This is a genomic window from Galbibacter kalidii, from assembly GCF_026241135.1.
Lineage (GTDB): Bacteria > Bacteroidota > Bacteroidia > Flavobacteriales > Flavobacteriaceae > Galbibacter.
This window is the reverse complement of sequence record NZ_JAPFGA010000009.1, coordinates 54,514-77,284: the sequence shown is the minus strand read 5'-3', so window position 1 is coordinate 77,284 and position 22,771 is coordinate 54,514. Positions and strand designations below refer to the sequence as shown.

Here is a 22,771-nt window from a genome sequence, read left to right as displayed (position 1 = left end):
TCTTATTTAAAGTGTCCTACAAAATTTTTAGGGCTTAAGTCCGGTAATTCATATTCCTTTTCAGATTCTGATTTCCGCTGGTTCCCTATATCCATTAAATATTCAATCACAGCATTTCTGGTTCGCTTAAAATCGGGGTTATCGTTCAGCCCTGTTTTATCCCTTGGCCGGTCAATATTTATTTTAAATTCTGGACCTAAAGTAGCGTTTGGTCCCGGGCGTAATGGTATAATCCGGTCTGCCATATAAATTCCTTCATCCACATCATTGGTAATGAGTAAAGCCGTACACTTTTCTTTTTCCCAGATATTTAAAATTTCATCTTGCAAATTCCCACGTGTCAAGGCATCAAGAGCCCCTAAAGGTTCGTCCATAACAATCATTTCAGGTTTCATGGCCAATGCCCGGGCTACTGCCACCCGTTGACGCATACCCCCGGACAATTCTGCGGGACGTTTGTTCAGGGCAGGAGTCAAATTGACCATCTCAACATATTTGCTCACGATTTTGTTCAGGGTTGATTTTTTCTCCTTCGGAAAAGACTCTTTTACAGCCATGTACACATTTTGTCCTACCGTTAACCATGGAAGCAATGAGTAATTTTGAAAAATAACACCCCGTTCATGACTTGTTCCTACTACGGCTTGACCTTTAAAGAGTACTTCTCCTTTTGTAGGTTGCAGAAGTCCATTGACGAGATTTACCAGCGTTGTTTTTCCGCTACCTGTAAAACCAACTATCGCAACAAACTCTCCTTCTTCAATAGATAAATTAATATTGGAAAGTACTTCGGTGGCACTATTGCCCTGTCCATAAGTTTTTGATAAATTATTTAGTTCTAAGTATGCCATTTCTGATTGTTGTTAAGCAGTGAAGTCATTAAACCCCATCATTTTTATTAAAAGACACCATATTTTGAATAGTCAACATCATTCGGTCCAAAAGAAAACCGATACCGCCAATCACGAACATGGCAACAATGATTTTTGAATTTGAATCTATAGCTCCATTTTGAAATTCTTCCCAAACAAAAGATCCCAAGCCCGGACTTTGTGCCAACAGTTCTATAGCAATAAGTACCATCCAGGAGACAGAAAGCGTAATTCTTAAACCGGTAAAAATCAAAGGCAATGAAGAAGGTAATATTACTTGATAGACCTTTTTAAAAGTGCCCAACTTCAATACTTTAGCCACGTTTATATAATCTTTGTCTACCGAAGCTACCCCCATGGCGGTATTGACCAATGTTGGCCACATAGCACACAAACCAACACTTATAAAAGAAATGATAAACGCGCTGTCGGATTGTGAATCTTTGGTTAATGTTTTAACAATCATAAAAACCAAGAGCAACCAAACTACGGGTGACACAGGCTTGAATATCTGAATTAACCAATTGGCCGAACTCCTTAAGGTTTTGCTAAGCCCTATAACTATTCCTATTGGAACGGCTATAATAAAGGCTAAAAGAAATCCTGCAAAAACGGTTTTTAAACTTGTTAGTATTTGATCGACAAACGAAGGTCTTCCCGTATAAGTGATAGGATTTTTCCCCTCGGCTAATCGTTCTGCATTGATCGTTGCCGTTTTTTCCTTAAACGCTTTTTTATTGGCTCTAATAGCATAATGGTCTTGCAGCAAAGTTTTATAAGAAGCCCAAACCTGAGCAGGTGATGGTAACGTATTTGGCTGGCAACTGACATCGCCCGACGCAATACAGGCTTTCATGGCATCAGCGGCTTGTTGTCCTTGTTCGCTTAATGCTTTCTCAATTTTATAATTGGCTTCAATAGTGTATAAAGATTTGGCTCCCATGTGCCACAACCCTATAAATATGAGTATAGAAGCTATAGGCACCATTACTTTTCTCAAGAAGTTTTTAAAATCTTCTTTTTCGATCTTTCCTGTAAATATCGATTTTAATGTTCCCAAAAAACCTGATCCCATAAACTTGGTCAGTTTTCCTAATGCTATGCTTTGCTTCATCTTTCCGTTGGTTTTATTATTTATCTTTATTTCCTATGGAAAAGCTGTTAATATATCCTATGGGGTCTTTGCCATCGTAAGCATTGCCGTCAATAAAATGGGTAGTTGCAGGTTTGTAACCATTGGTATTTGGAATATCTTTGGCTTCGATATGCCCCTCTTCCACTAATAGATCGGCTGCTTTTTTCCATATATCAGGTCGATAAATATCTTTAATCGTTTCATCGTACCACGCTTTGGGTTTGGCTTCCGGAATTTGTCCCCAGCGACGCATTTGCGTTAAAAACCAAATACCATCAGAATAGAAAGGATAGGTTGCGTGATGTTTGTAGAACACATTAAAATCGGGCATTTCTCGTTTATCCCCTTTTTCATATTCAAAAGTCCCTGTCATAGAATTGGCCAGCACCACTTCGTCTGCTCCAACATATTGGGACATGGATAATATTTTTACGGCCTCTGCCCTGTTTTTAGGATTGTCTAACCATTTACCTGCACGAATCAATGCTTTAGTAACCGCAATAGCCGTATTTGGATTTTCCTCAACAAACTTTTTGGTCATGACAAATACTTTTTCCGGATTATTCTGCCAGATATCGTAGTTTGTAACCACCGGTACTCCAATACCTTTAAAAACGGCTTGTTGGTTCCAAGGTTCCCCTACGCAATATCCATAGATAGTTCCTGCCTCAAGAGTTGCAGGCATTTGTGGTGGTGGTGTTACCGATAACAATACATCGGCATCAATTTGTCCTTGTACATGATCAGAAGTGTACATTCCGGGATGAATTCCTGCAGCTGCTAACCAATATCTTATTTCATAATTGTGGGTCGATACCGGAAATACCATTCCCATTTTGAAGGCTTTTCCATTGCTCCTGTATTCATCAATTACGGGTTTTAATGCATCGGCTTTTATAGGATGTATTCGCTTTCCGTCAGCATCTTTTTGAACATTAGGTTTCATTTTAGACCAAACATCATTCGATACGGTAATGGCATTTCCATTTAAATCCATTGAAAAAGGAGTTACCAAAGCTGCTTGCCTTCCAAACCCGGCTCCAGCTGCAATAGGTTGTCCGGCCAGCATATGAGATCCATCTAATTGACCATCGATAACGCGATCTAAAACATTTTTCCAATTGGATTGTGCTTCAACAGACACAAATAAGCCCTCGTCTTCAAAAAAACCTTTTTCTTTGGCTATGGCCAAGGGTGCCATGTCGGTTAATTTAATAAACCCGAAAGTCAATTGAGGTTTTTCAATCTCTAAAGTTTTAGTAGCTGAAGTTTCTATAACTTCTTTTTCAGAGGTTGTTTTTTTAGACCCTTTTCCGCCGCAAGAAAATAATAGTAATACAACGGACAATAATAATGTTGATTTTGTGATTGGTGAGTTCATATGTTTACTTTTTTAAGTATTAATACTTATTTGAAGCAAAAGTATAAGTAGAAACTCTCCTATTCAATGATAATAACCATGTAAACACCTCTTTTTACAACATAAAAAAAGCTGCCATAAAACATGTTTTTAAAATAAAGTACTGATTATTAATTTCTTATGATTTGTTAGGAAATAAAAATTGATACGTACAGATACGTACTATGAGTAAGGAGACAAGATAAAAACCAGTGTTTATCAACTATCTAGAAAATAGTTGTGTTCACTAATTTCATTTTTAAGAAGTTGAAGATCAGTAATCCCAATTTTTTTGCCTTTGGCCATCAGAAGGTTTTCTTTTTTTAAAACCGATATTACCCTAATGACTTGTTCTTCGGTCGTGCCTGCATAATCAGCATATTCTTTTCGGCTTAAGGTAAGATTGAGAAAACCGTTGGTAACACCAAACTTTCTATGTAAATACAAAACACTATCTATGACCCGCTCTCGAACCGTCATCTGTGATATGGTTTTCACTTTATTCTCGCTTCTGTTGAGTTCATTGGCGTAAAAAAGCATCAGGTCGTAAGCAAATTTCGAATGGCTCAATAAGGTTTGTTGTAGATTATCTTTAGAAAAATAGCATAATTCTGAGTCCTCTAAAGCAATGGCTCCAATGGAGTAGTATTCCTCTGTCCCAAATCCTCTATGTCCTATGATCTCACCGGCTTTAGCAAGCCTGACGATTTGCTCCCTTCCATTAATACCTGTCCTGAATACTTTTACACATCCTTTGAAAAGGAAAAACAAACCGTTTACGGGAGCGCGTTCTATAATGAATTGTTGTCCCTTCTTACATCGAATATTATTCTTTTTACTTATCAGATCACAACCTTCTAAAGCACTTAAGTTTCGTTTGATTAAGCATTCATGGTTTTCACAATTATGGCAAGATGTATTATTCAAGACACGTTGCTTTCTTTTGGGAAGCGTAATTGTATTTATTGATTCCTTTTCCACTTATCAATATTTTAAACCTTGAATACCAGTTTTCTAAAAACAAATATAAGTATTGATACTTAGAATCAGATGAAAGGCACGTATTTTTAAGGCATCCTTGATTTAGGAGATAAAATTGATGAAATTCAGAATTATGAACTCCTATTTTTAAAAAAGTACAAACGAAGTGATTACGATAGTAGTTGTTCAATAAATAAAAAACCTGCCTACTAATATAGACAGGTCTCATTATTTAACTTAATAATATAGTTTTTATAAAATAAGCATGGCGTCTCCATAAGAGTAGAACTTATACTCTTTTTTGATGGCTTCTTTGTATGCTTTCATTACAAAATCATGGTCTGCAAAAGCAGAGATCATCATCAACAATGTTGATTTTGGAGTATGGAAATTGGTCACCATACAATTGGCGATGCTAAACTCGTAAGGAGGGAAAATAAATTTGTTGGTCCACCCTTCATACGGATTCAATGTCAAGTCTGATGACACAGAACTTTCTAAAGCCCGCATAGCCGTGGTTCCTATAGCACAAACTTTCCTTTTGCTTTTCTTGGCATTGTTAACCTTGGCTGCTGCCTTTTCATCAATAAACAACTCTTCGCTATCCATTTTATGTTTAGACAGATCCTCTACCTCTACCGGGTTGAATGTCCCAAGACCGACATGCAAAGTAACTTCAGCAAAATCGATCCCTTTTATCTCCAACCTTTTCAGTAAATGTTTAGAAAAGTGAAGTCCGGCCGTTGGCGCTGCTACTGCACCTTCTTTTTTGGCATAGATGGTTTGATAACGCTCTTCGTCATCCGGTTCAACATCCCTTTTTATATATTTTGGAAGTGGTGTTTCTCCAAGTTCATTCAGTTTTTTTCTGAATTCTTCATAAGAGCCATCGTATAGAAAACGAAGTGTTCTCCCTCTTGAAGTAGTGTTATCGATCACCTCAGCGACCAAACTCTCGTCTTCTCCAAAATATAATTTATTTCCAATTCTAATCTTTCTCGCTGGGTCTACCAAAACATCCCATAGACGCTGATCTTCATTCAATTCCCTCAACAAGAATACCTCAATCCGAGCTCCGGTCTTTTCTTTGTTACCAAACAAACGAGCGGGAAAAACCTTAGTATTATTAAGCACCATAACATCTCCTTCATCAAAATAATCAATAAGGTCCTTGAACAATTTGTGCTCAATCTTTTGTTCTTTCCTATGCAATACCATTAACCGTGCTTCGTCACGGTGTTCAGATGGATATTCAGCTAACAATTCTTTTGGAAGATCAAAACTAAAATGTGATAATTTCATGTGTTTATATTCATTTGTTTTCAACAATCCGTATGCACAAATAAAAAACCGATATTCTAAAAATCGTTTGTGATCTTAGAAAAATCGGCAACTATTTTGCACTGGTACTGTTTGGATTCAAATCTGTTATAAATAATTAATGCAGGCACTTACAAATGAAACTACCTACACTTGTATTTTTTACGAATTGCAAATATACAATATGGAAATAGGGGTTGTCAAGGAAAACAACAATTATTTATAAAATTGTTGCAGATAACGCTTTGAAAATCAATTCTAATATTGGGTATTCTACAAATTCTCAACTGTTATCTCCAAGGCCTCCATATCTTTCCAAAAATCGGGATAGGATTTTGATACTACTTCAGCATCGTTGATAACAATAGGCGCCCTTAAAGCCAAAGGAGCAAAAGCCATCGCCATTCTATGGTCGTTATAAGTATCGATGCCTACTTTTTCATTGATGGTTTTCGAGGGTTCTAAAAATAATTCTTTATCGGTTACTTTAATATCTGCCCCCAATTTTGAAAGTTCGGTTTTTAAGGCTTCCAAGCGGTCGGTTTCCTTGATTTTCAAGGTATGCAAGCCTGAGAGCTCACATTTTAACCCCAAACCAAAACAGCTCACTGAAATTGTCTGTGCAATATCGGGAGCATTGGCCAAGTCAATCTTTATGGTTTTGTTTAAGTCTGCTTCAGCCGTTTTTTTCAAGCTAATCGTATGTCCGTCGAAGCTGGTTTCCACACCAAACTGTTTATAAATCTCCTGTAAAACACTATCCCCCTGTAAACTGTTTTCCTTGTAGCTGGACAAACTGATTTCCGAACCTACATCGCACAAGGCCACAATACTGTAAAAATAGGAAGCCGAACTCCAATCTGATTCCACTACAATGGTTTTCTTCGGATTTTCGGTCATTGGGGCTACCGTGATTACATTGCCTTCAAAACGGGTCTGCACCCCTATTTCATTCAGTAAAGCCAAGGTCATTTTTATATACGGGACTGAAGTGATTTTCCCTTCCAAGGTGAGTTCTAAGCCATTTTCCAAAGTTGGCGCCACCAACAACAAGGCTGAAATATATTGACTGCTCACATTGGCTGCCAACGACACTTTGTGTTTTGTTATTTTTTTCCCTTTGATATTTAAAGGCGGATAACCTTCGTTCAATTCATATTCCACATCTGCTCCTAACTGACGTAAAGCCTCCACCAAAATCTTTACCGGACGTTCTTTCATACGTTTCGAGCCTGTTAACGTCACTTCCCGTCCCGCTTGTGTAGCAAAAAAAGCAGTGAGAAAACGCATGGCTGTTCCCGCATGGTGGATATCCACTTCCCCCTGCTCTACCTTCAATCCTTCTTCCATGACCCGGGAATCATCAGAGTTTGAAAGGTTCTCAATGCTGATATTTGGATACAATGCTTGGAGTAATAACGCTCGGTTACTCTCACTTTTTGAACCTGTGATTTTTATATTTTGGGACAGTTTTGTTGTTGAAGATTGAAGGTGTAAATCCACTTACTTTGTTTTTAAATGAAACGAAGGTGTAAATTTAAAAAAGATTCCCGCAAAAGCGGGAATCAGAACATAACATTTATTTAAGCTTTTCGTTATTGTGGTGCCTGTCGTGGTCGCGTTTTGCTTTTTCATCCATTTTTTTTTCAAAAGCAGCTTGCAGATCGATCCCGGTTTGATTGGCCAAGCACAAGACTACAAAAACCACATCGGCCAGTTCTTCGCCCAAATCTTTGTCCTTGTCGCTTTCTTTTTCACTCTGCTCACCATACCGACGGGCTATAATTCGGGCCACTTCACCTACTTCTTCTGTAAGCTGTGCCATATTGGTCAACTCGTTAAAATAACGAACGCCGTGTTCTTTTATCCATTTATCAACTTCCAGTTGTGCGTTTTCAATGTTCATTTTATATCTGACTGAGTACTATTTTTTCTGTTTCCTTTTCAACCACTGTGCTAAAGTACTGCTTTATTGTCTCATAATAAAGTGATGGAACGATTGCAGTATTAATTTCAAAATCCACGAGCAATTGTATTACTCCGGCACTTTCAGCCACATGATACAAGAAATTTCCTATGTTGTCCGGCAGGGCCAACTTAACAGGTTCGGGCATCGATTCTATTTTATACCCCTCAGGTATTTTCACATTGATCCTTAATTGATCTTTTGTAGGGTATGAAAAATCTATTGGGAATTCCCTTTTTTCCAATTTAAAGGGATTCTCTTCTTCCGTATAAAAAAGCAGTGGCGAAAGATACATTTTATCCCCAATCATATCACAGGCGCTCTCTTTATAAAAACCAAATTGCTCTACTACCGGTTTTTGAATGTCTAATTTGTTGTCAACTTTATAATCATTCACTTCTATTCCACCCAATTTGTTCTCCAATGATTCCAAATATTCTTCTCCATCAATATGATTGTTCCTTGCTCTAAAATTAAACGCATTATGATCAAAATACTGACGTCTTATCTTACCCTCTACATCACCTTCTTCTGAAAGATTCACATTCATAAACACCAAACGTTTGGACACATGCTTGGGAGTAAGGTCTATCTGCATGGAGTTCCCGTCTTTTCTAATTATTCTCCCCATCCAATTCAATGCACGCTCAGGCAATATATTTGGAGATGCATATTTATCAGTAGCATCCATGGTCACCCAAGCATCATTTATTTTTGCCACTGCTATCACATAATTAAATCCGTCTTGAGTTGGAAACAGTGGAATTCCATGAGAACGTGTACTCACCAACACAGGATAGGCTTCAACTCCGGCATAATTCAGCATAGATGTGAGCATCAAATTGATATCAGCTACATTGCCAGTACTTTCTTTATATGCTTTTCTAACTCCGTTGTCACAAGTAAAACCATTGTTCTTGTTCCATGCCATTTTATTTTTAACAAAAGTATAGATCAATCCTATTTTCTCACTTGTATTACTTGCTTTGGCCATCAAGGCATCTATAGCGCTTTCATAATATCTCGTTTTTTTCAATTCATCACCAAAGCCATCATACTCATATATCTTTTTTGCAACAGCTTCCCAAGTAGTGGAATAATATTCAGTAGATTCATTCGGAAACTTGACATAGGAAAGCTCAAAATCTATACTCGCTCTGTAGTTGTCGATATTGTTGACATAGGGTTCATCTTTCAATGCTGGGACATCTTCTACGGAAATGCTATTCACATTAATTATATAGGATACCTTATTATTGCTAAAACTGGTAGGTCCAGAAGACCATCCCGATGGCTGTCTGTTTTTGGTCGTAAAATTAATAGATCCGTTCTTAGCACTTTTATCAACCTTAAAAAGATAAAATCCTTTTACCTGGGGTTTAAAGTAAAAATATTCGGGGAACTCAAATTTCGCATCCAGTTTATCAACCGGAATTTCACGCTGAATCTGAACTTCACGAACATTGGTAAGGAAAGGGGATATGATTTTGTATTCATATTCTATCACGCTCCCTTCTTTCAAATTAGGAAACGTAAATGTTTCACTGTTCCAATACTGAGATTCTTCATTTTCAAAGATTCCGTCTTTTGACAATTTGGTATCCTTGACCTTGCCTTTTTCTAAATTATAGGTATATCCTTTTATAGAAGAAATTTTTTCCTTATCGCTATCTCCGTTATACAAAAACACCTTGTCTGTTCCATAACCAAATCCTTTTTCATCATATATCTTGATTCTTTTATGAACTGTAGTAATCAACATGAATCCCTGATTTTGGAAATATTCAACATAAGAGCGATGATCTTCATATAAAACAGATGCAACAGCTGAAGAATCTTTCTTATGGACTTTGGACTCAAGCTCTTCTTTGGATACCTTTCCAAACTTATAATTCTGTGCGACAATGACATTTACTGTTAAAAGACAGAACAATAGTAGTATGATCGTTTTTTTCATTTTAGGTAGTAGTTTAGGTTGTTTTAAGATTGTTGTTTTATCAAGACAATTTTTTGATTTTCCAGTTTAGCGGTTTTTCTTCTGAACGTCCTATATGAATCGTAATCTCCTTTTGAGTAACTCCCTTTTCTCAATAAGAACTGTTTACGGTATAGAAGTTCATTATCGTTCATTTTACTGATCTCGTATTCGTATGTACCAAACTCATTTTCTATCTTTTCCCCTTCAGACATGGCTTCAATAGTGTAACCTTTGGGAAGTTTGATAGTAATACTATCTTTATACATATACCCTCTTTGTATCTCGAATGGGGTTGTCCTGTTTCGGTATCGATCCGGAACATAAGAATTGCGATCGAAGGCGTTTATATTAAAAATAATGCGGTCTCCTGAAATAGAAGCGTATTTTTCCGCAGAGAATTTTACATTTTCTGAAAATGAAATCGAATCCTTATCATTTTCAAATTCAAAAGACGCTATCGACATATTGTTGATGTAGTTCCAATATTGCTTATAGAACTTATCAATGTCTTCTTGTGATCTTGTTTCCAGATAAAAATGGTTGTCATAAAGCACCCCTTTTGTCAAGATATCCACCTCTGCATCTATGGATCCGTCTTCATTCAATTGAAACATACCCTGATTGACCATGAGGTTATCTTCATTCAGATAGGAAGCGGTTTTTACGATTTCACCTCCCTCTGGTTTCATCACCAAAACATTCCTGTTATCAGTAAAATCACCTATGAAATTAAACGGAAGCAGCCTCGAAGTACAATCTATCCAACAATAATTATCGTTGTATGGAATGGCCAATATCGCATGATTCCCTTGTTCAAGGGAAGCAAATTCCGTTTCAAAATCCACAATTTCGCTTCCGGCTTCCACATGAGTGTAATAAGACTCAATCCCTACTTCGGCCAACAAAGATCTGGTATAATTGGTAAGTCCTTTACAGTCACCATATTTTACCCTATCCACTTCTTCAGCAGTTATGGGTTGTATTCCTCCAATACCCACTTGCACACTTATATAGCGGGTTTGTTCTTGAACAAATTCGTATATCTTCTTCGCTTTTAAATACGGATCGTCAATGTCTTTTACCAGTGCTTTTGCTTTGGCTACTGTACTTTCAGGAAGTTGATCCCTGTTGATCAGTATTTTATCATACATCCATTTTCCCAGTTCGCTCCAATTGCCTGCATACCCTTCTACTCCGTCAATATTAAAATGATTTGAAGTAATTTGTAGTTTTGGGGCAATTTTCGGGAATTCCGGAGCCAATTCTTCACTTTTTATGGCTGGCAAGGATCTTGCTTTGTATATAATACTGTTGGTTGTTATCTCTTTTTCAATATCATAAGCTTCAAGGTTGTCTTCTTTCAGTAAGAGTTCCATATCAGACTCATTATAGACGATGTGGAGATCACTCTTTTCGACACTCAAATTATATCCGCTGATAAAATACCAATTTGGAATGAAAACTGTGTTTGCAGTCTTTACTGTGCTTACAAATTTTATAGTGTACGGATAGAAAGTCGGTGTGTAATCGTAATATAAAACCCTCGAATCTGAATACAGCGTACCGTTAGAAACTGCACTTCGGTCTTTGAAATCCCTCTTTTTTATTCTTTTTACAACATTCCCTATTCGGTCATAGACCACAGCCTCAATAGATTTTATCGACCGTTCTTTGTCATAGCCTTCACCAATTCTAACATACCTATTTCCTGCTTTGTTAAAAACAGTAATCACATATTCTTTAGTGATTTCCATGTCTTTATATGAAGAAATCTCTATGTGCATACTATCCTGTCTAACGATAGCATCTGCATCTTTTTTCAGTTCGTCTTTAAATAAAATAGACTGATATTCCGAATCCTGTGAAAAGGAATAACTCACGACGGCTATATAGCAAACTATAGCCATGAAATATTTAAGAAGCATTCAGGTTAGGTATTGTTTAGGTTTTAAAAATAAACAAATTTTCCTAAATAAAAAGAAAATAGGTGTTAACTATCTATCAACTCCCTCGGGTCAAGCCTGTCTGCCGACAAAGGCAGGCCCACAAATTATTAAAACAAAAAAACCTTATTTCTTCTCGATGCAGTCCCGATGGTTCAGGTAAATTAAACCCACTTAGTGGGATTAATGCCGATTTTTTGTATCAATTATTATGGTTACAGGACCATCATTCAGCAGGGATACTTTCATATCTGCCCCAAATTCTCCCGTGCCTACTTTTTTTCCAAGCCCTGTTTCCATTTCTTGAACAAAAGCTTCATAAAGTGGAATAGCAATATCCGGTTTTGCAGCTTTGATATACGATGGCCGGTTCCCCTTTTTAGTAGAGGCATGCAAAGTAAACTGACTCACCACGATAACATCCCCATCAACATCTTTTACAGAGTGATTCATCACTCCATTCCCGTCGTTGAAAATCCGTAATCCGCATATTTTCTTCACCAACCAGGTGATGTCTTCTTGACCATCTGCATTTTCAATTCCGAGTAGGATAAGTAATCCCTTATCAATAACTGATCTTTCTTTTCCGTTTATGGTGACACTGGCCTGACTTACCCGTTGTATAACTGCACGCATTTGTTGTGTTAAATGTTTATGATCCCCTCCCAACCTCCCGCCTGAGGCGGGGAGGAGTTAGGGCAAATTAGTTTTTATAATCTCCCTCCCTTCGGGAGGGGTTAGGGGAGGGCTTTAATTCTCTCCGTAAATATCAGTTCTGTAATTTTCGTCTTCCCCTTCCAGTATTTGCAAATAACTCTTGTATCTGCTCCATGCGATCTCATTGTTTTCAAGCGCCGCTTTCACGGCACATTTCGGCTCATCTATATGCAGGCAATTGTTGAATTTACACGCGCTCTTACGCTCAAAAAATTCCGGGAAATAATCACCAATCTCATATCGTTCCATGTTGACGATTCCAAAACCTTTTATTCCCGGTGTATCGATAATGCGAGCATCGAAGCTAAGATCATACATCTCTGCAAAGGTCGTGGTGTGAAGTCCTTGTTTGTGTTGTTCGGATATTTCGGCCGTCTTCAATTTCAGAGTCGGCTCCAAACAATTGATCAAAGTAGATTTTCCTACTCCGGAATGCCCCGAAAAAATGCTTGTCTGCCCTATCATCAATTCTTTTACCTGATCCAAATTCTTTCCTGTTTTTGCTGAAACCCCTATGCAGGTATAACCAATGTTTCTATAAACTTCTGTCAGGTATTTTACATCGGAAAGTTCTTCTTCAGTATATGTGTCAATTTTGTTAAAAAGCAAGACCGGTCTAACATCATAAGCTTCTATAGTCACTAAAAAACGATCGATAAAATCAGTAAAGGTCACCGGATCTTTTAAGGTAATCATCAAGAATGCAATATCAATATTTGCAGCAATGATATGTGTGCGTTTGGAAAGGTTGACCGATTTCCGGATAATATAATTTCTCCGGTCGTGAATGTCTGTAATGACCCCCCGCGTTTCATCGCCCACAGTTTCCAGATTGAATTCCACCACATCACCCACTGCAATCGGATTGGTACTTTTTATCCCTTGCATCCTGAACTTCCCCTTTATCCTACATTGATAAAAAGTGCCCTCTTCAGCTTTTACATTATACCAACTTCCGGTTGATTTATATACGATTCCTGTCATTTATGATGTATAATCATTTGCTGTTGCAAATTAACAACTTTCTGCTGTATAAATTAAAAAAGGCAACTCAAAGAGCTGCCTTTAACATAATCTGTGCTTTTATTTTAAGCATTAATAATCTTCTCCTGATGATTGATTGATTCCTGATGGATGGCTTTGAAAATACGCAAGATAAATTCTTCGCTCAAGCCCTTTTCTTCACCTTCAAGAATCATTTTTCCTAAGATTTCATTCCATCGTTGCGATTGTAATACCGCTACGTTTTTTCTCTTTTTCAACTGTCCGATCTCATCGGCAATCTTCATACGTTTGCCCATGTTCTCCACCAAACCGTTATCGATCACATCGATCTGAGCTCGTAGATTGCTCAATTTGCTTTTATATTCAGCTTCTTCATTGGTTTCTTTTCTGATTTTCAAGTCTCTCATGATACCTTTCAAAGCCGTTGGTGTTACTTGTTGAGCCGCATCACTCCACGCATTGTCCGGATCAAAATGGGTTTCTATCATCAAACCGTCATAATTCAGGTCCAAAGCTGCTTGTGACACGTCAAAGATCATATCCCTTTTTCCGGTAATGTGTGAAGGATCACAAACCAAAGGCAAATCAGGGAATTTGTTCTGCAATTCGATCGCTAACTGCCATTCCGGAATGTTACGGTATTTTGTTTTCTCATAAGTAGAGAATCCTCTGTGAATTACCCCAAGTTTTTTGATATTTTTCTTATACAAACGCTCGATACCACCCAACCACAAAGAAAGATCCGGGTTAACTGGGTTTTTAACCAATACGATCTTATCGGTTCCTTCCAAAGCATCAGCAATCTCCTGAACAATAAACGGACTCACCGTAGAACGCGCTCCGATCCACAACAAATCTACATCGTGCTCCAATGCCAGTTCGACATGGTTTCTGTTTGCCACCTCGGTAGCTGTTTTAAGTCCGGTTTCTTCTTTTACTTTCTGAAGCCATTTTAATCCTATTGAGCCTACGCCTTCAAAATTCCCCGGTCTGGTCCTCGGTTTCCATATTCCCGCTCGGTAGTAATTTACGTCGCTATCTTTGAGCTCGTGTGCGATTTTTAAAACCTGTTCTTCCGTTTCTGCGCTACATGGGCCCGCTATAACCAACGGATGGTCTAAGTTCATCTCGTCTAACCATGTTCTAAGTGCTGCTGAATTTTCCATTTTTTAATTTACTTATGAAGTTTTGATTGAAATTCCTTTTAATATTTCCTTAATTCTGTTTGTATCTGCCATTTCCTTATAAATGGCATCAAAGTTGCCTGCCTCCATCAACTCTTTGAATTTTTGAAGGTTGGCGATATATTCATCTAATGTTTCTATTACATTTTCTTTATTGTGTTCAAAAATAGGCTGCCACATTTCGGGCGAACTTTTTGCCAGACGCACCGTACTTTCAAATCCACTACCGGCCATATCAAAAATATCCCTTTCGTTTTTTTCCTTTTCAATAACCGTTTTCCCCAGCATAAACGAACTTATGTGTGATAAATGCGACACATAAGCGATGTGCTTGTCGTGCGATTTAGGTTCCATATAGCAAATGCGCATCCCCAAATCATTAAAAATCCCAAATGCTTTTTCCTGAAGTTTGAAAGCGGTTTTTTCCACTTCACAAACAATATTGGTCTTTCCCCGGAATAACCCCTCGACAGCTGCTTCGGGACCTGAAAACTCGGTTCCTGCAATCGGGTGGGTAGCTAAAAAATTTCGTCGTTTTTCGTGGCCTTCCAAGGCTTTGCAAATAAGTGATTTAGTCGAGCCCACATCAAAAACCAAAGCATTGTCTTTTACTTTGTCCAATAATCCGGGAATCAGTTTTACAGATGCATTTACCGGAATGGAAACAATCACAACATCAGCTTTGCTCACATCCTCAGGAGATGCTTTTTCGTCTATGAATCCGATCTCCAAAGCCCGATTCATATGCGCTTCGTTTGCATCAAACCCCATAATGTGTGCTTTCTTGTTGGACTGTTTGATGTCCAATGCCATCGAACCTCCTATAAGTCCCAATCCAATTACAAATACGTTCATTTTATTTAAATCTACTTATTGCTTCTTTTATTTGCTTTTCCTTTACACACAAAGAAAATCGTATATATCCCGATCCATTGCTTCCGAAAATAGTTCCCGGGGTTATAAAAATATCTTTGTCGTAAAGTACTTCGTCTATAAATTCCTCTGCGGATGGTGCTCCTTCAGGCAATTTTGCCCACACAAACATCCCGGAGGCGTTCTTGTCGTATGTACAACCTAATTTTTCTGCCAACTCATAAATCAAAGCCCTTCTTAGCGCATATACCTCATTCAAATTTGAATACCATTCTGCGGAAGATGCCAAAGCTTTTATAGCACCTTTTTGCAAGCCGTAGAACATACCGCTATCCATATTGCTTTTCACTTTAAGGACTGCATCCAAGTGTGCTTTACTTCCATAGACAAAACCTACACGCCATCCGGCCATATTAAAGGTTTTACTCAGGGAATTCAATTCCAACGCCACCTCTTTTGCTCCCGGAACGGCAAGTATGCTCAATTGGTTTTCATTGAGTACAAAGCTGTATGGATTATCATTCACTAACAGAATGTTATTCCGCTTGGCGAAAGCGATCAATTTTTCAAATAATTCTACATTGGCTTTTGCCCCTGTAGGCATATGCGGATAACCAAGCCACATCAGTTTTACCTTTGAGAGGTCCATTGCTTCCAAAGCTTCAACATTGGGCAGCCAGTCACTACCTTCCGTCAGATCATAATACACCGGAACAGCTTCTACCAATTTGGTCACTGAACTATAAGTAGGATATCCCGGATTGGGAATTAGCACCTCGTCCCCCTCATTCAAAAATGCCATGCTTATGTGCATAATCCCTTCCTTAGAACCCATCAAGGGCAATACTTCACTATCGGAATCGAGGTTTACACTGAAATGCTCCTTATAAAAATCAACTGCTGCCTTTCTCAACTCCGGTAAGCCTTGATAACTTTGATACTGATGGGCTTTATCTTCGCGAAGCGAAGCGATCAGAGCTTGTAAAACTTCTTCTGAAGGCGTCATATCGGGGCTTCCAATCCCCATATTGATCACAGGTTTACCACTGGCCACAAGTGCTCTTACCTCTCTTAATTTTTTTGAGAAGTAGTATTCTTCAACACTGTGTAAACGATGCGCTGTTTGTATCATTTTTTAGCATTTTTATATTCCCCGTGTACTTTAAAATGTGAAGCCATAATCGCCAATACCGATTTCGCTTTTGCAAAATCTTCATATTGCTCGAAAGTAACATCCACAAAAAATGAATATTTCCACGGTGTTTCGATCTTCGGGAGTGACTGGATCTTTGTTAAATTCAGTTTACAATCGCTCATCACATTCAAAACCGTTGCCAAACTCCCTCTTTTATTTCCCAATTCAAACATTACCGATGCTTTGTTGATCTCTTCTTCCGAAATTGCTGAATTCTTTGTCTGTACGATCACAAAACGCGTTGAATTGTTCTTGATGGTTTGGATCTCTTCAGCCAATATTTCCAAATCAAAAATCTCGGCCGCCGTTTTTCCGGCAATAGCCCCCACTCCTTTCAATTGCCCTTGGTGTATTCTTCTCGCTACCTCAGCGGTATCTGCATCTTCAATCAATTTTATATGCGGATACTGTTTAAAAAAGACCTTACATTGCAATAAGGCCATCGGATGTGAATACACTTCTTTAATATCAGATATCGATTGTCCGGTCAGCGCCAATAGATTATGATGCACATTGATGTAATGTTCCCCTATAATATGCAGCTCATTATCATTGATCAAAGCGTAGTTCGGTATGATAGACCCAGCAATAGAATTTTCAATGGCCATAACAGCCGCTCCACTAGTTTTATCTAACAGGCTATCTACCACAGCATCAAAAGAAAGACATTCTGCTAAAGCAACATCCTTCCCAAAATACTCTTCTGCCACCTGATGGTGAAAAGAGCCTAAAATTCCTTGTATCGCAATCTTACAGTCCATTTAAAATTTCGCATAAAAAAAGTCCCGAAAAAATTCCGGGACCATGTATATTTTACTTTGACAATAACCTATATCCGTCCCGTTCTTTCATTAAAAAAATAAAAGAAGAAAAAATAAAAGTTCCAGATATATGTGTTTGCCAACATACTTTCTTTTTGTTTGAAGGTGCTAATGTAATTATTAATTTGGAATAAGAAATAATCGAAACGTATTTTTTTTGAAAAATTATATTTTCATAACTTTTTTTGAAGATATAATTTCAAAAATCACGTTTTTTTGATAATATGAAATGTACATAAGCAAAGTTTCCCAACCTTTAGATGATTATGAAGACGATATTATTATTTAAATATTCTATCTATCTAACAGTTTATCTACCAAAGACAAAGGTTTCTTTTTTTCTTCATTGATGTTTTCATATAAGTACAATGGAAAATTTTATGTACTTTTCAACATAAAAATTGAAGACTTCCATGCTTAAGGATAATTTTAAGGTATTCAACTCCATACTCGACAACGATTTTTATAAATTCACCATGCAATGTGCCGTGGTCAAGCTCTTCCCCAATGTAAAATCGAAATACAAATTCATCAATCGTGGAGAGCATAAATTTCCGGAGGGATTTGAAAATGCTTTGCGATCGGCAGTCAACAATATGGCCACACTACAGCTGACCAAGGACGAAAAACAGTTCCTGATTGAACATTGTCCGTATCTAAATCCGGCTTATATCGATTTTCTTGAAGGATATCGATATGATCCTTCTGAAGTCAACATCGTTCAAGACGGTGAGGACCTTGAAGTGACTATTTCGGGGTATTGGTATCGTACCATTTTATGGGAAGTTCCGCTGCTCTCCCTGATCAGCGAACTCTACTATATACTCACCGAGCAAGAACCCTGGAGCAAAGAAAAGATCGTTGAGAAAACACTGGATAAGATCAAACTATACAACGAACTGGGGGTTACGGTTGCTGAATTTGGCACCCGCCGAAGACATTCATACCGCACACATCGCGAGGTGATGCACGCACTTTATGCTTTTAAAGGAAAGAGTTTTGCCGGTTCCAGCAATGTACATATGGCCATGCTCTATAATGTAAAACCCATCGGAACACATGCCCATGAATGGTTTATGTTCCACGCTGCTGAATTCGGATTTAAAATGGCCAACGCCATGTCTCTAGAACATTGGGTGGATGTTTATCGCGGGGATTTAGGTGTAGCTTTGTCTGATACTTATACCACGGATGTATTTTTTAAACAGTTTGACACCAAATTTGCCAAATTGTTTGACGGCGTTCGTCACGATAGTGGTAATCCTATTGAGTTTGCTAAAAAAACCATTGCTCATTATAAAAGTCACGGCATCAATCCACTTTATAAATACATTATTTTTTCAGACGGATTGAACCCGGAGAAGGTAGAATCAATAACCAAAGCTTGTAAAGGCAAAATTGGCATTTCCTTCGGAATTGGCACCAACCTGACCAATGATGTGGGACTCAGACCCATGAATATCGTTATCAAATTGACTGATGTTTTAACCAGTGATCAAGAATGGTTGCCCACCGTCAAACTTTCTGATGAGCCCAACAAACATACCGGTGATCCGGAAATGATCACATTAGCGAAGGATTTGCTTCGGATCGAGTAAATCAATGGGCAGTAGTGATGCTCAACGTTTAAGATTTCAGGTTCAAGGTTTTTGGGTATTGGAATTTCTCAGAAGAAGTTATTTATCTTTCTAACTTATTACTTTCAAACTTCTTAACTTTGGGTCTTTAATTCAACATATACAAAATGGCAAAAGTAGCGATCATTATGGGAAGTACGAGTGACCTCCCTGTTATGCAAGACGCAATAGACGTTTTAAAAGAACTGAAAATTGAAGTGGAAGTCGATATTGTTTCTGCCCACAGAACCCCCGAAAAAATGTATGATTTTGGTAAAAATGCCCATACAAAAGGTATTTCCGTAATAATCGCGGGTGCCGGAGGTGCTGCACATCTACCGGGTATGGTAGCTTCGCTATCGCCTCTACCCGTTATTGGAGTTCCCGTAAAAAGTAGTAATTCCATAGACGGATGGGATTCGGTGCTTTCTATTCTTCAAATGCCGGGTGGTGTTCCCGTAGCTACCGTAGCGCTTAACGGTGCAAAAAACGCCGGTATTCTGGCTGCCCAGATTATTGGAAGTAGCAATTCCGAAGTACAAAAAGCTATTTTGAATTATAAAGAAAACCTGAAAGCTAAGGTGATCGAAGGTGCTAAAAGTGTGAAGAAAAGTTAGCCCCTATTCACACAGACAACCCTTCGACTATGCTCAGGAGGGACATGCACAATACAAAACATAAGGACTGCAAAAAAATTAAAACAACTGATGAACATTTTAAATCAAGCATTTAAAACCCCATATACCACTGCCCCATTTTCTCAAATAAATAACGAAGATTTTCTTCCGGCAGTTAAAGCGGAAATCCAAAAAACAAAAGCTGAGATCGATGCAATTACTTCCAATCCGGAAGCCGTTGATTTTGAAAACACCATTGAAGCCTTGGAATTTTCAGGGGAACATCTAGACAGGGTTACGTCGATATTTTTCAACCTGAACAGCGCCGAAACCAATGAGCAAATTCAAAAATTGGCTCAGGAGATTTCGCCTTTGCTTTCAGAATTCGGAAACGACGTCCGTTTGAATGAAGCGCTTTTCAAAAGGGTAAAAACCGTTTGGGAAGAGAAAGACCAGCTTTCGTTAAATCCCGAACAAAAAATGCTTTTGGATAAAACCTATAAGAATTTTTCCAGAAATGGAGCCAATTTACCCGAGGACAAAAAAGCCACATTGAGAAATATCGATATGGAATTATCGAAGTTGAGCCTGAAATTCGGGGAAAATGTTTTGGCTGAAACCAATAGTTTTGAGCTTCATATTACGGATGAAAACGAACTAAAAGGTCTTCCTGAAAGTGCTTTGGAAGCCGCAACTGATGAAGCCAAATCGAGAAAAAAAGAAGGTTGGGTGTTTACTTTGAATTACCCGAGTTATATCCCTTTGATGACCTATGCTGAAAACAGGGGACTGAGAAAGAAAATGTCATTGGCTTTTGGCAGTAAGGCTTTCCACGGCAATGAATTTGATAACCGCGAGATCATAAAACAGATTGTCAACCTGCGTCAGCAGCGGGCAGAATTGCTCGGTTATAAAACTCATGCCCACTTTGTTCTTGAAGAACGAATGGCCAAAACTGCGGAAAAAGTCAACAGTTTTTTAGCGGAATTACTGGAAAAAGCTAAACCAGCCGCCAAACGCGAGTTTTCACAACTGGAAAGCTTCGCCAAAGAGACTGACGGTATTGATAGACTCGAAAAATGGGACGGCGCTTTTTATACGGAAAAGCTCAAGCAAAAACTTTTTGATCTGGATGATGAAAAACTCAAGCCCTATTTCAAGCTTGAGAATGTTATCCAAGGGGTTTTTACAGTAGCCAAGCGCCTGTACGGACTCACTTTTGAAGAAACCAAAGACATCGACAAATACCATGAGGATGTCAAAACCTACAAGGTGCTTGACGAAAATAAGAAACTCACCGCTATTTTTTATGCTGATTTCCATCCGCGTGCGGGCAAGAGAAACGGTGCTTGGATGACGATTTACAAGAATCAATACAAAAGAAACGAGGAAAACTCAAGACCTCATGTTTCCATTGTTTGTAATTTCACCAAACCCACCTCTTCCAAGCCATCATTGCTTACGTTTAACGAGGTGACTACCCTGTTTCACGAATTCGGACATGCCCTCCACGGCATGTTGGCCAACACCACCTATCCGAGCTTGAGCGGTACGAGTGTGTACTGGGATTTTGTTGAGCTGCCAAGTCAGGTGCTGGAAAATTGGTGTTATGAAAAAGAAGCTTTGGAGATTTTTGCCAGACATTATGAAACCGATGAAGTCATTCCGATGGAATATGTAAAAAAGATCAAAGAGTCGGCTACTTTTATGGAAGGCATGCAAACGCTTCGTCAGTTAAGTTTTGGGATGCTGGACATGAGTTGGCACGGAGCCAACCCAAAAGACATTACCGATGTAAAAGAACACGAAACAAACGCTTTTAAATCCACACAACTGTATCCTGAAACCTCGGAAACCTGTATGAGTCCGGCATTTTCACATATTTTTCAAGGCGGATATTCTGCCGGGTATTACAGCTACAAATGGGCCGAAGTACTCGATGCGGATGCTTTTGAACTTTTCAAGGAAAAAGGAATCTTCAATAAAGAGGTCGCTGATAAATTTAAAGAAAACGTCCTTTCCAAAGGAGGAACGGAAAACCCGATGGAATTGTACAAACGCTTTAGGGGAAAAGAACCACAGCCGGATGCGCTGCTAAGAAGAGCGGGGTTGATTGGAAGTAAATGATAAATATATAGACCTTCTAGGTTTTTGAAACCTAGAAGGTCTTTTAAAAGCTATGCCTTAGTAAAGGAAATCGTATGAAAATTAAACTTTTAGTCATAAATCTAATTTTATTTACAGCATTTGCTTACGGACAAAAAGAAAATGAAAGACTAACTAATATACCCGAAATGAATTTAAAAGAGAACCTCGAAATCAAAAAAATATCTGAAGATTTAAAAATAGGAATGATTGAGTTTATTGAACCTGGAGAAACCGAATACACAATATCCGATGTTGAAAAGTGTATGGAGTTAATCAACAGCTTTCTTGCTGAAATCTCAATATCAAACTCAAAAGAAAGTGGAATGTTAAGTGTTAAAAATGTTGTTTTTGAACTAAATGATTTGAATGAAAAGTGTGGACATGAATTAATTGAAACAGGTCAAAGAGAACAAATTGCTGAGATTATTATTTTAGCTGGACATTTAAAAGGCTATAATGACAAAGATGAAGACATCACTGAGGATTGGCGAGAGTGGTAAAACCAAAATCATCGACCCCCGAAGTGTTAGACTTACAATCAGTATTATTCCTCCACATAATCCCTTCCAGCTTCTTTCCAAGCCGTAAATCCGCCGTCTAAATTATAGACATGTTTAAAGCCCAAAGAATCTAAAATTTTTGAAGCCTTCAAACTTCTTCCTCCGCTTTGGCAATAGAGATAAACGTTTTTGTTTTTATCAATTTGTTCTACTTTTTCCACAAAATCATCACTTTTCACATCGATATTGACCGCTTTTTCAATATAACCTTTACTATATTCTTCCGGTGTACGCACATCGATAAGCACTTCGTTTTCTGACAATTCCCCATCAAAATCGGTGATGGATTGTGTTTTTGAAGTGCATGCGGTTTGCGCTAGGAATATCAGCAATAAAAAAATCAGGTATGGCTTCATTGTATATCTTAATTATTTCAGGTTAATCGTTTTTTTGTATGGCTCGTTCCTGGAAACCCTCACGGATTTTCAGCTTCAAATCAAC

At 38.2% G+C, this 22,771-nt stretch carries 20 protein-coding genes; 4 read left to right on the top strand and 16 right to left on the bottom strand.

What is annotated here, in order from left to right; genetic code table 11:
- Positions 1-2 precede the first annotated feature (2 nt).
- The 15 genes from OOZ15_RS10790 to OOZ15_RS10720 form a co-directional block, all read right to left on the bottom strand.
- On the bottom strand, positions 3-851 hold the full coding sequence (locus OOZ15_RS10790) for an ABC transporter ATP-binding protein (protein WP_265956418.1): 849 nt from the start codon (positions 849-851) through the stop codon (positions 3-5).
- Positions 852-879: 28 nt separating this feature from the next.
- The gene (locus tag OOZ15_RS10785) at positions 880-1,986 is read right to left on the bottom strand and encodes an ABC transporter permease (RefSeq protein ID WP_265956417.1); all 1,107 of its coding nucleotides are present in this window, start codon (positions 1,984-1,986) and stop codon (positions 880-882) included.
- 16 nt (positions 1,987-2,002) lie between these two features.
- On the bottom strand, positions 2,003-3,388 hold the full coding sequence (locus OOZ15_RS10780; protein ID WP_265956416.1) for a CmpA/NrtA family ABC transporter substrate-binding protein: 1,386 nt from the start codon (positions 3,386-3,388) through the stop codon (positions 2,003-2,005).
- Positions 3,389-3,625: 237 nt separating this feature from the next.
- Positions 3,626-4,387, bottom strand: a complete 762-nt coding sequence (locus OOZ15_RS10775) for a Crp/Fnr family transcriptional regulator (RefSeq protein WP_265956415.1) — start codon at positions 4,385-4,387, stop codon at positions 3,626-3,628.
- A 252-nt stretch (positions 4,388-4,639) separates the two neighbouring features.
- Positions 4,640-5,689, bottom strand: coding sequence for a tRNA preQ1(34) S-adenosylmethionine ribosyltransferase-isomerase QueA (gene queA, locus OOZ15_RS10770; protein WP_265956414.1), 1,050 nt, complete (start codon positions 5,687-5,689; stop codon positions 4,640-4,642).
- Positions 5,690-5,980: 291 nt separating this feature from the next.
- On the bottom strand, positions 5,981-7,210 hold the full coding sequence (locus OOZ15_RS10765; RefSeq protein WP_265956413.1) for a 3-phosphoshikimate 1-carboxyvinyltransferase: 1,230 nt from the start codon (positions 7,208-7,210) through the stop codon (positions 5,981-5,983).
- A 76-nt stretch (positions 7,211-7,286) separates the two neighbouring features.
- Positions 7,287-7,613 carry a nucleotide pyrophosphohydrolase gene (locus OOZ15_RS10760; RefSeq protein ID WP_265956412.1) on the bottom strand — a complete coding sequence of 109 codons (327 nt, stop codon included), beginning with the start codon at positions 7,611-7,613 and terminating at the stop codon, positions 7,287-7,289.
- A gap of 1 nt (position 7,614) precedes the next feature.
- The gene (locus OOZ15_RS10755) at positions 7,615-9,630 is read right to left on the bottom strand and encodes a DUF3858 domain-containing protein (protein ID WP_265956411.1); all 2,016 of its coding nucleotides are present in this window, start codon (positions 9,628-9,630) and stop codon (positions 7,615-7,617) included.
- Between the two features lie 23 nt (positions 9,631-9,653).
- Positions 9,654-11,558 carry a DUF3858 domain-containing protein gene (locus tag OOZ15_RS10750; protein ID WP_265956410.1) on the bottom strand — a complete coding sequence of 635 codons (1,905 nt, stop codon included), beginning with the start codon at positions 11,556-11,558 and terminating at the stop codon, positions 9,654-9,656.
- A gap of 219 nt (positions 11,559-11,777) precedes the next feature.
- Positions 11,778-12,230 (bottom strand): D-aminoacyl-tRNA deacylase, encoded by a 453-nt coding sequence (gene dtd, locus OOZ15_RS10745; protein ID WP_265956409.1) that lies wholly within the window; start codon positions 12,228-12,230, stop codon positions 11,778-11,780.
- 114 nt (positions 12,231-12,344) lie between these two features.
- Complete coding sequence (gene rsgA, locus OOZ15_RS10740; protein WP_265956408.1) at positions 12,345-13,295, bottom strand: ribosome small subunit-dependent GTPase A; 951 nt, start codon at positions 13,293-13,295, stop codon at positions 12,345-12,347.
- 104 nt (positions 13,296-13,399) lie between these two features.
- On the bottom strand, positions 13,400-14,482 hold the full coding sequence (locus OOZ15_RS10735; protein WP_265956407.1) for a bifunctional 3-deoxy-7-phosphoheptulonate synthase/chorismate mutase type II: 1,083 nt from the start codon (positions 14,480-14,482) through the stop codon (positions 13,400-13,402).
- 12 nt (positions 14,483-14,494) lie between these two features.
- A complete protein-coding gene (locus OOZ15_RS10730; protein ID WP_265956406.1) occupies positions 14,495-15,355 on the bottom strand; it encodes a prephenate dehydrogenase in 861 nt (286 codons plus the stop codon).
- 1 nt (position 15,356) lies between these two features.
- On the bottom strand, positions 15,357-16,505 hold the full coding sequence (locus OOZ15_RS10725; protein WP_265956405.1) for a pyridoxal phosphate-dependent aminotransferase: 1,149 nt from the start codon (positions 16,503-16,505) through the stop codon (positions 15,357-15,359).
- Complete coding sequence (locus tag OOZ15_RS10720) at positions 16,502-17,329, bottom strand: prephenate dehydratase (protein ID WP_265956404.1); 828 nt, start codon at positions 17,327-17,329, stop codon at positions 16,502-16,504. Before OOZ15_RS10720 ends, OOZ15_RS10725 begins: the two co-directional genes overlap by 4 nt.
- Before the next feature lie 473 nt (positions 17,330-17,802).
- Here OOZ15_RS10720 and pncB point away from each other — a divergent pair, with 473 nt between their 5' ends.
- The 4 genes from pncB (at position 17,803) to OOZ15_RS10700 (ending at position 22,270) form a co-directional block, all read left to right on the top strand.
- Entirely contained in the window at positions 17,803-18,987 is a 1,185-nt protein-coding gene (gene pncB / locus OOZ15_RS10715) for a nicotinate phosphoribosyltransferase (RefSeq protein ID WP_265956403.1), read from the top strand.
- Between the two features lie 146 nt (positions 18,988-19,133).
- The gene (gene purE / locus OOZ15_RS10710; protein ID WP_265956402.1) at positions 19,134-19,622 is read left to right on the top strand and encodes a 5-(carboxyamino)imidazole ribonucleotide mutase; all 489 of its coding nucleotides are present in this window, start codon (positions 19,134-19,136) and stop codon (positions 19,620-19,622) included.
- Between the two features lie 90 nt (positions 19,623-19,712).
- On the top strand, positions 19,713-21,749 hold the full coding sequence (locus OOZ15_RS10705; protein WP_265956401.1) for a M3 family metallopeptidase: 2,037 nt from the start codon (positions 19,713-19,715) through the stop codon (positions 21,747-21,749).
- Positions 21,750-21,823: 74 nt separating this feature from the next.
- On the top strand, positions 21,824-22,270 hold the full coding sequence (locus OOZ15_RS10700; protein WP_265956400.1) for a hypothetical protein: 447 nt from the start codon (positions 21,824-21,826) through the stop codon (positions 22,268-22,270).
- A 44-nt stretch (positions 22,271-22,314) separates the two neighbouring features.
- On the opposite strand, the gene OOZ15_RS10695 is transcribed toward OOZ15_RS10700, so the two are convergent.
- Positions 22,315-22,686, bottom strand: a complete 372-nt coding sequence (locus OOZ15_RS10695) for a rhodanese-like domain-containing protein (protein WP_265956399.1) — start codon at positions 22,684-22,686, stop codon at positions 22,315-22,317.
- Positions 22,687-22,771 lie beyond the last annotated feature (85 nt).

Excerpts from the sequence above, each read along its gene's own strand:
- OOZ15_RS10790 (WP_265956418.1), bottom strand. The coding sequence starts at position 851 with ATGGCATACTTAGAACTAAATAATTTATCAAAAACTTATGGACAGGGC.
- OOZ15_RS10785 (WP_265956417.1), bottom strand. The coding sequence starts at position 1,986 with ATGAAGCAAAGCATAGCATTAGGAAAACTGACCAAGTTTATGGGATCA.
- OOZ15_RS10780 (WP_265956416.1), bottom strand. The coding sequence starts at position 3,388 with ATGAACTCACCAATCACAAAATCAACATTATTATTGTCCGTTGTATTA.
- queA (WP_265956414.1), bottom strand. The coding sequence starts at position 5,689 with ATGAAATTATCACATTTTAGTTTTGATCTTCCAAAAGAATTGTTAGCT.
- OOZ15_RS10760 (WP_265956412.1), bottom strand. The coding sequence starts at position 7,613 with ATGAACATTGAAAACGCACAACTGGAAGTTGATAAATGGATAAAAGAA.
- OOZ15_RS10755 (WP_265956411.1), bottom strand. The coding sequence starts at position 9,630 with ATGAAAAAAACGATCATACTACTATTGTTCTGTCTTTTAACAGTAAAT.
- OOZ15_RS10750 (WP_265956410.1), bottom strand. The coding sequence starts at position 11,558 with ATGGCTATAGTTTGCTATATAGCCGTCGTGAGTTATTCCTTTTCACAG.
- dtd (WP_265956409.1), bottom strand. The coding sequence starts at position 12,230 with ATGCGTGCAGTTATACAACGGGTAAGTCAGGCCAGTGTCACCATAAAC.
- rsgA (WP_265956408.1), bottom strand. The coding sequence starts at position 13,295 with ATGACAGGAATCGTATATAAATCAACCGGAAGTTGGTATAATGTAAAA.
- OOZ15_RS10735 (WP_265956407.1), bottom strand. The coding sequence starts at position 14,482 with ATGGAAAATTCAGCAGCACTTAGAACATGGTTAGACGAGATGAACTTA.
- OOZ15_RS10730 (WP_265956406.1), bottom strand. The coding sequence starts at position 15,355 with ATGAACGTATTTGTAATTGGATTGGGACTTATAGGAGGTTCGATGGCA.
- OOZ15_RS10725 (WP_265956405.1), bottom strand. The coding sequence starts at position 16,505 with ATGATACAAACAGCGCATCGTTTACACAGTGTTGAAGAATACTACTTC.
- OOZ15_RS10720 (WP_265956404.1), bottom strand. The coding sequence starts at position 17,329 with ATGGACTGTAAGATTGCGATACAAGGAATTTTAGGCTCTTTTCACCAT.
- pncB (WP_265956403.1), top strand. The coding sequence starts at position 17,803 with ATGCTTAAGGATAATTTTAAGGTATTCAACTCCATACTCGACAACGAT.
- purE (WP_265956402.1), top strand. The coding sequence starts at position 19,134 with ATGGCAAAAGTAGCGATCATTATGGGAAGTACGAGTGACCTCCCTGTT.
- OOZ15_RS10705 (WP_265956401.1), top strand. The coding sequence starts at position 19,713 with ATGAACATTTTAAATCAAGCATTTAAAACCCCATATACCACTGCCCCA.
- OOZ15_RS10700 (WP_265956400.1), top strand. The coding sequence starts at position 21,824 with ATGAAAATTAAACTTTTAGTCATAAATCTAATTTTATTTACAGCATTT.
- OOZ15_RS10695 (WP_265956399.1), bottom strand. The coding sequence starts at position 22,686 with ATGAAGCCATACCTGATTTTTTTATTGCTGATATTCCTAGCGCAAACC.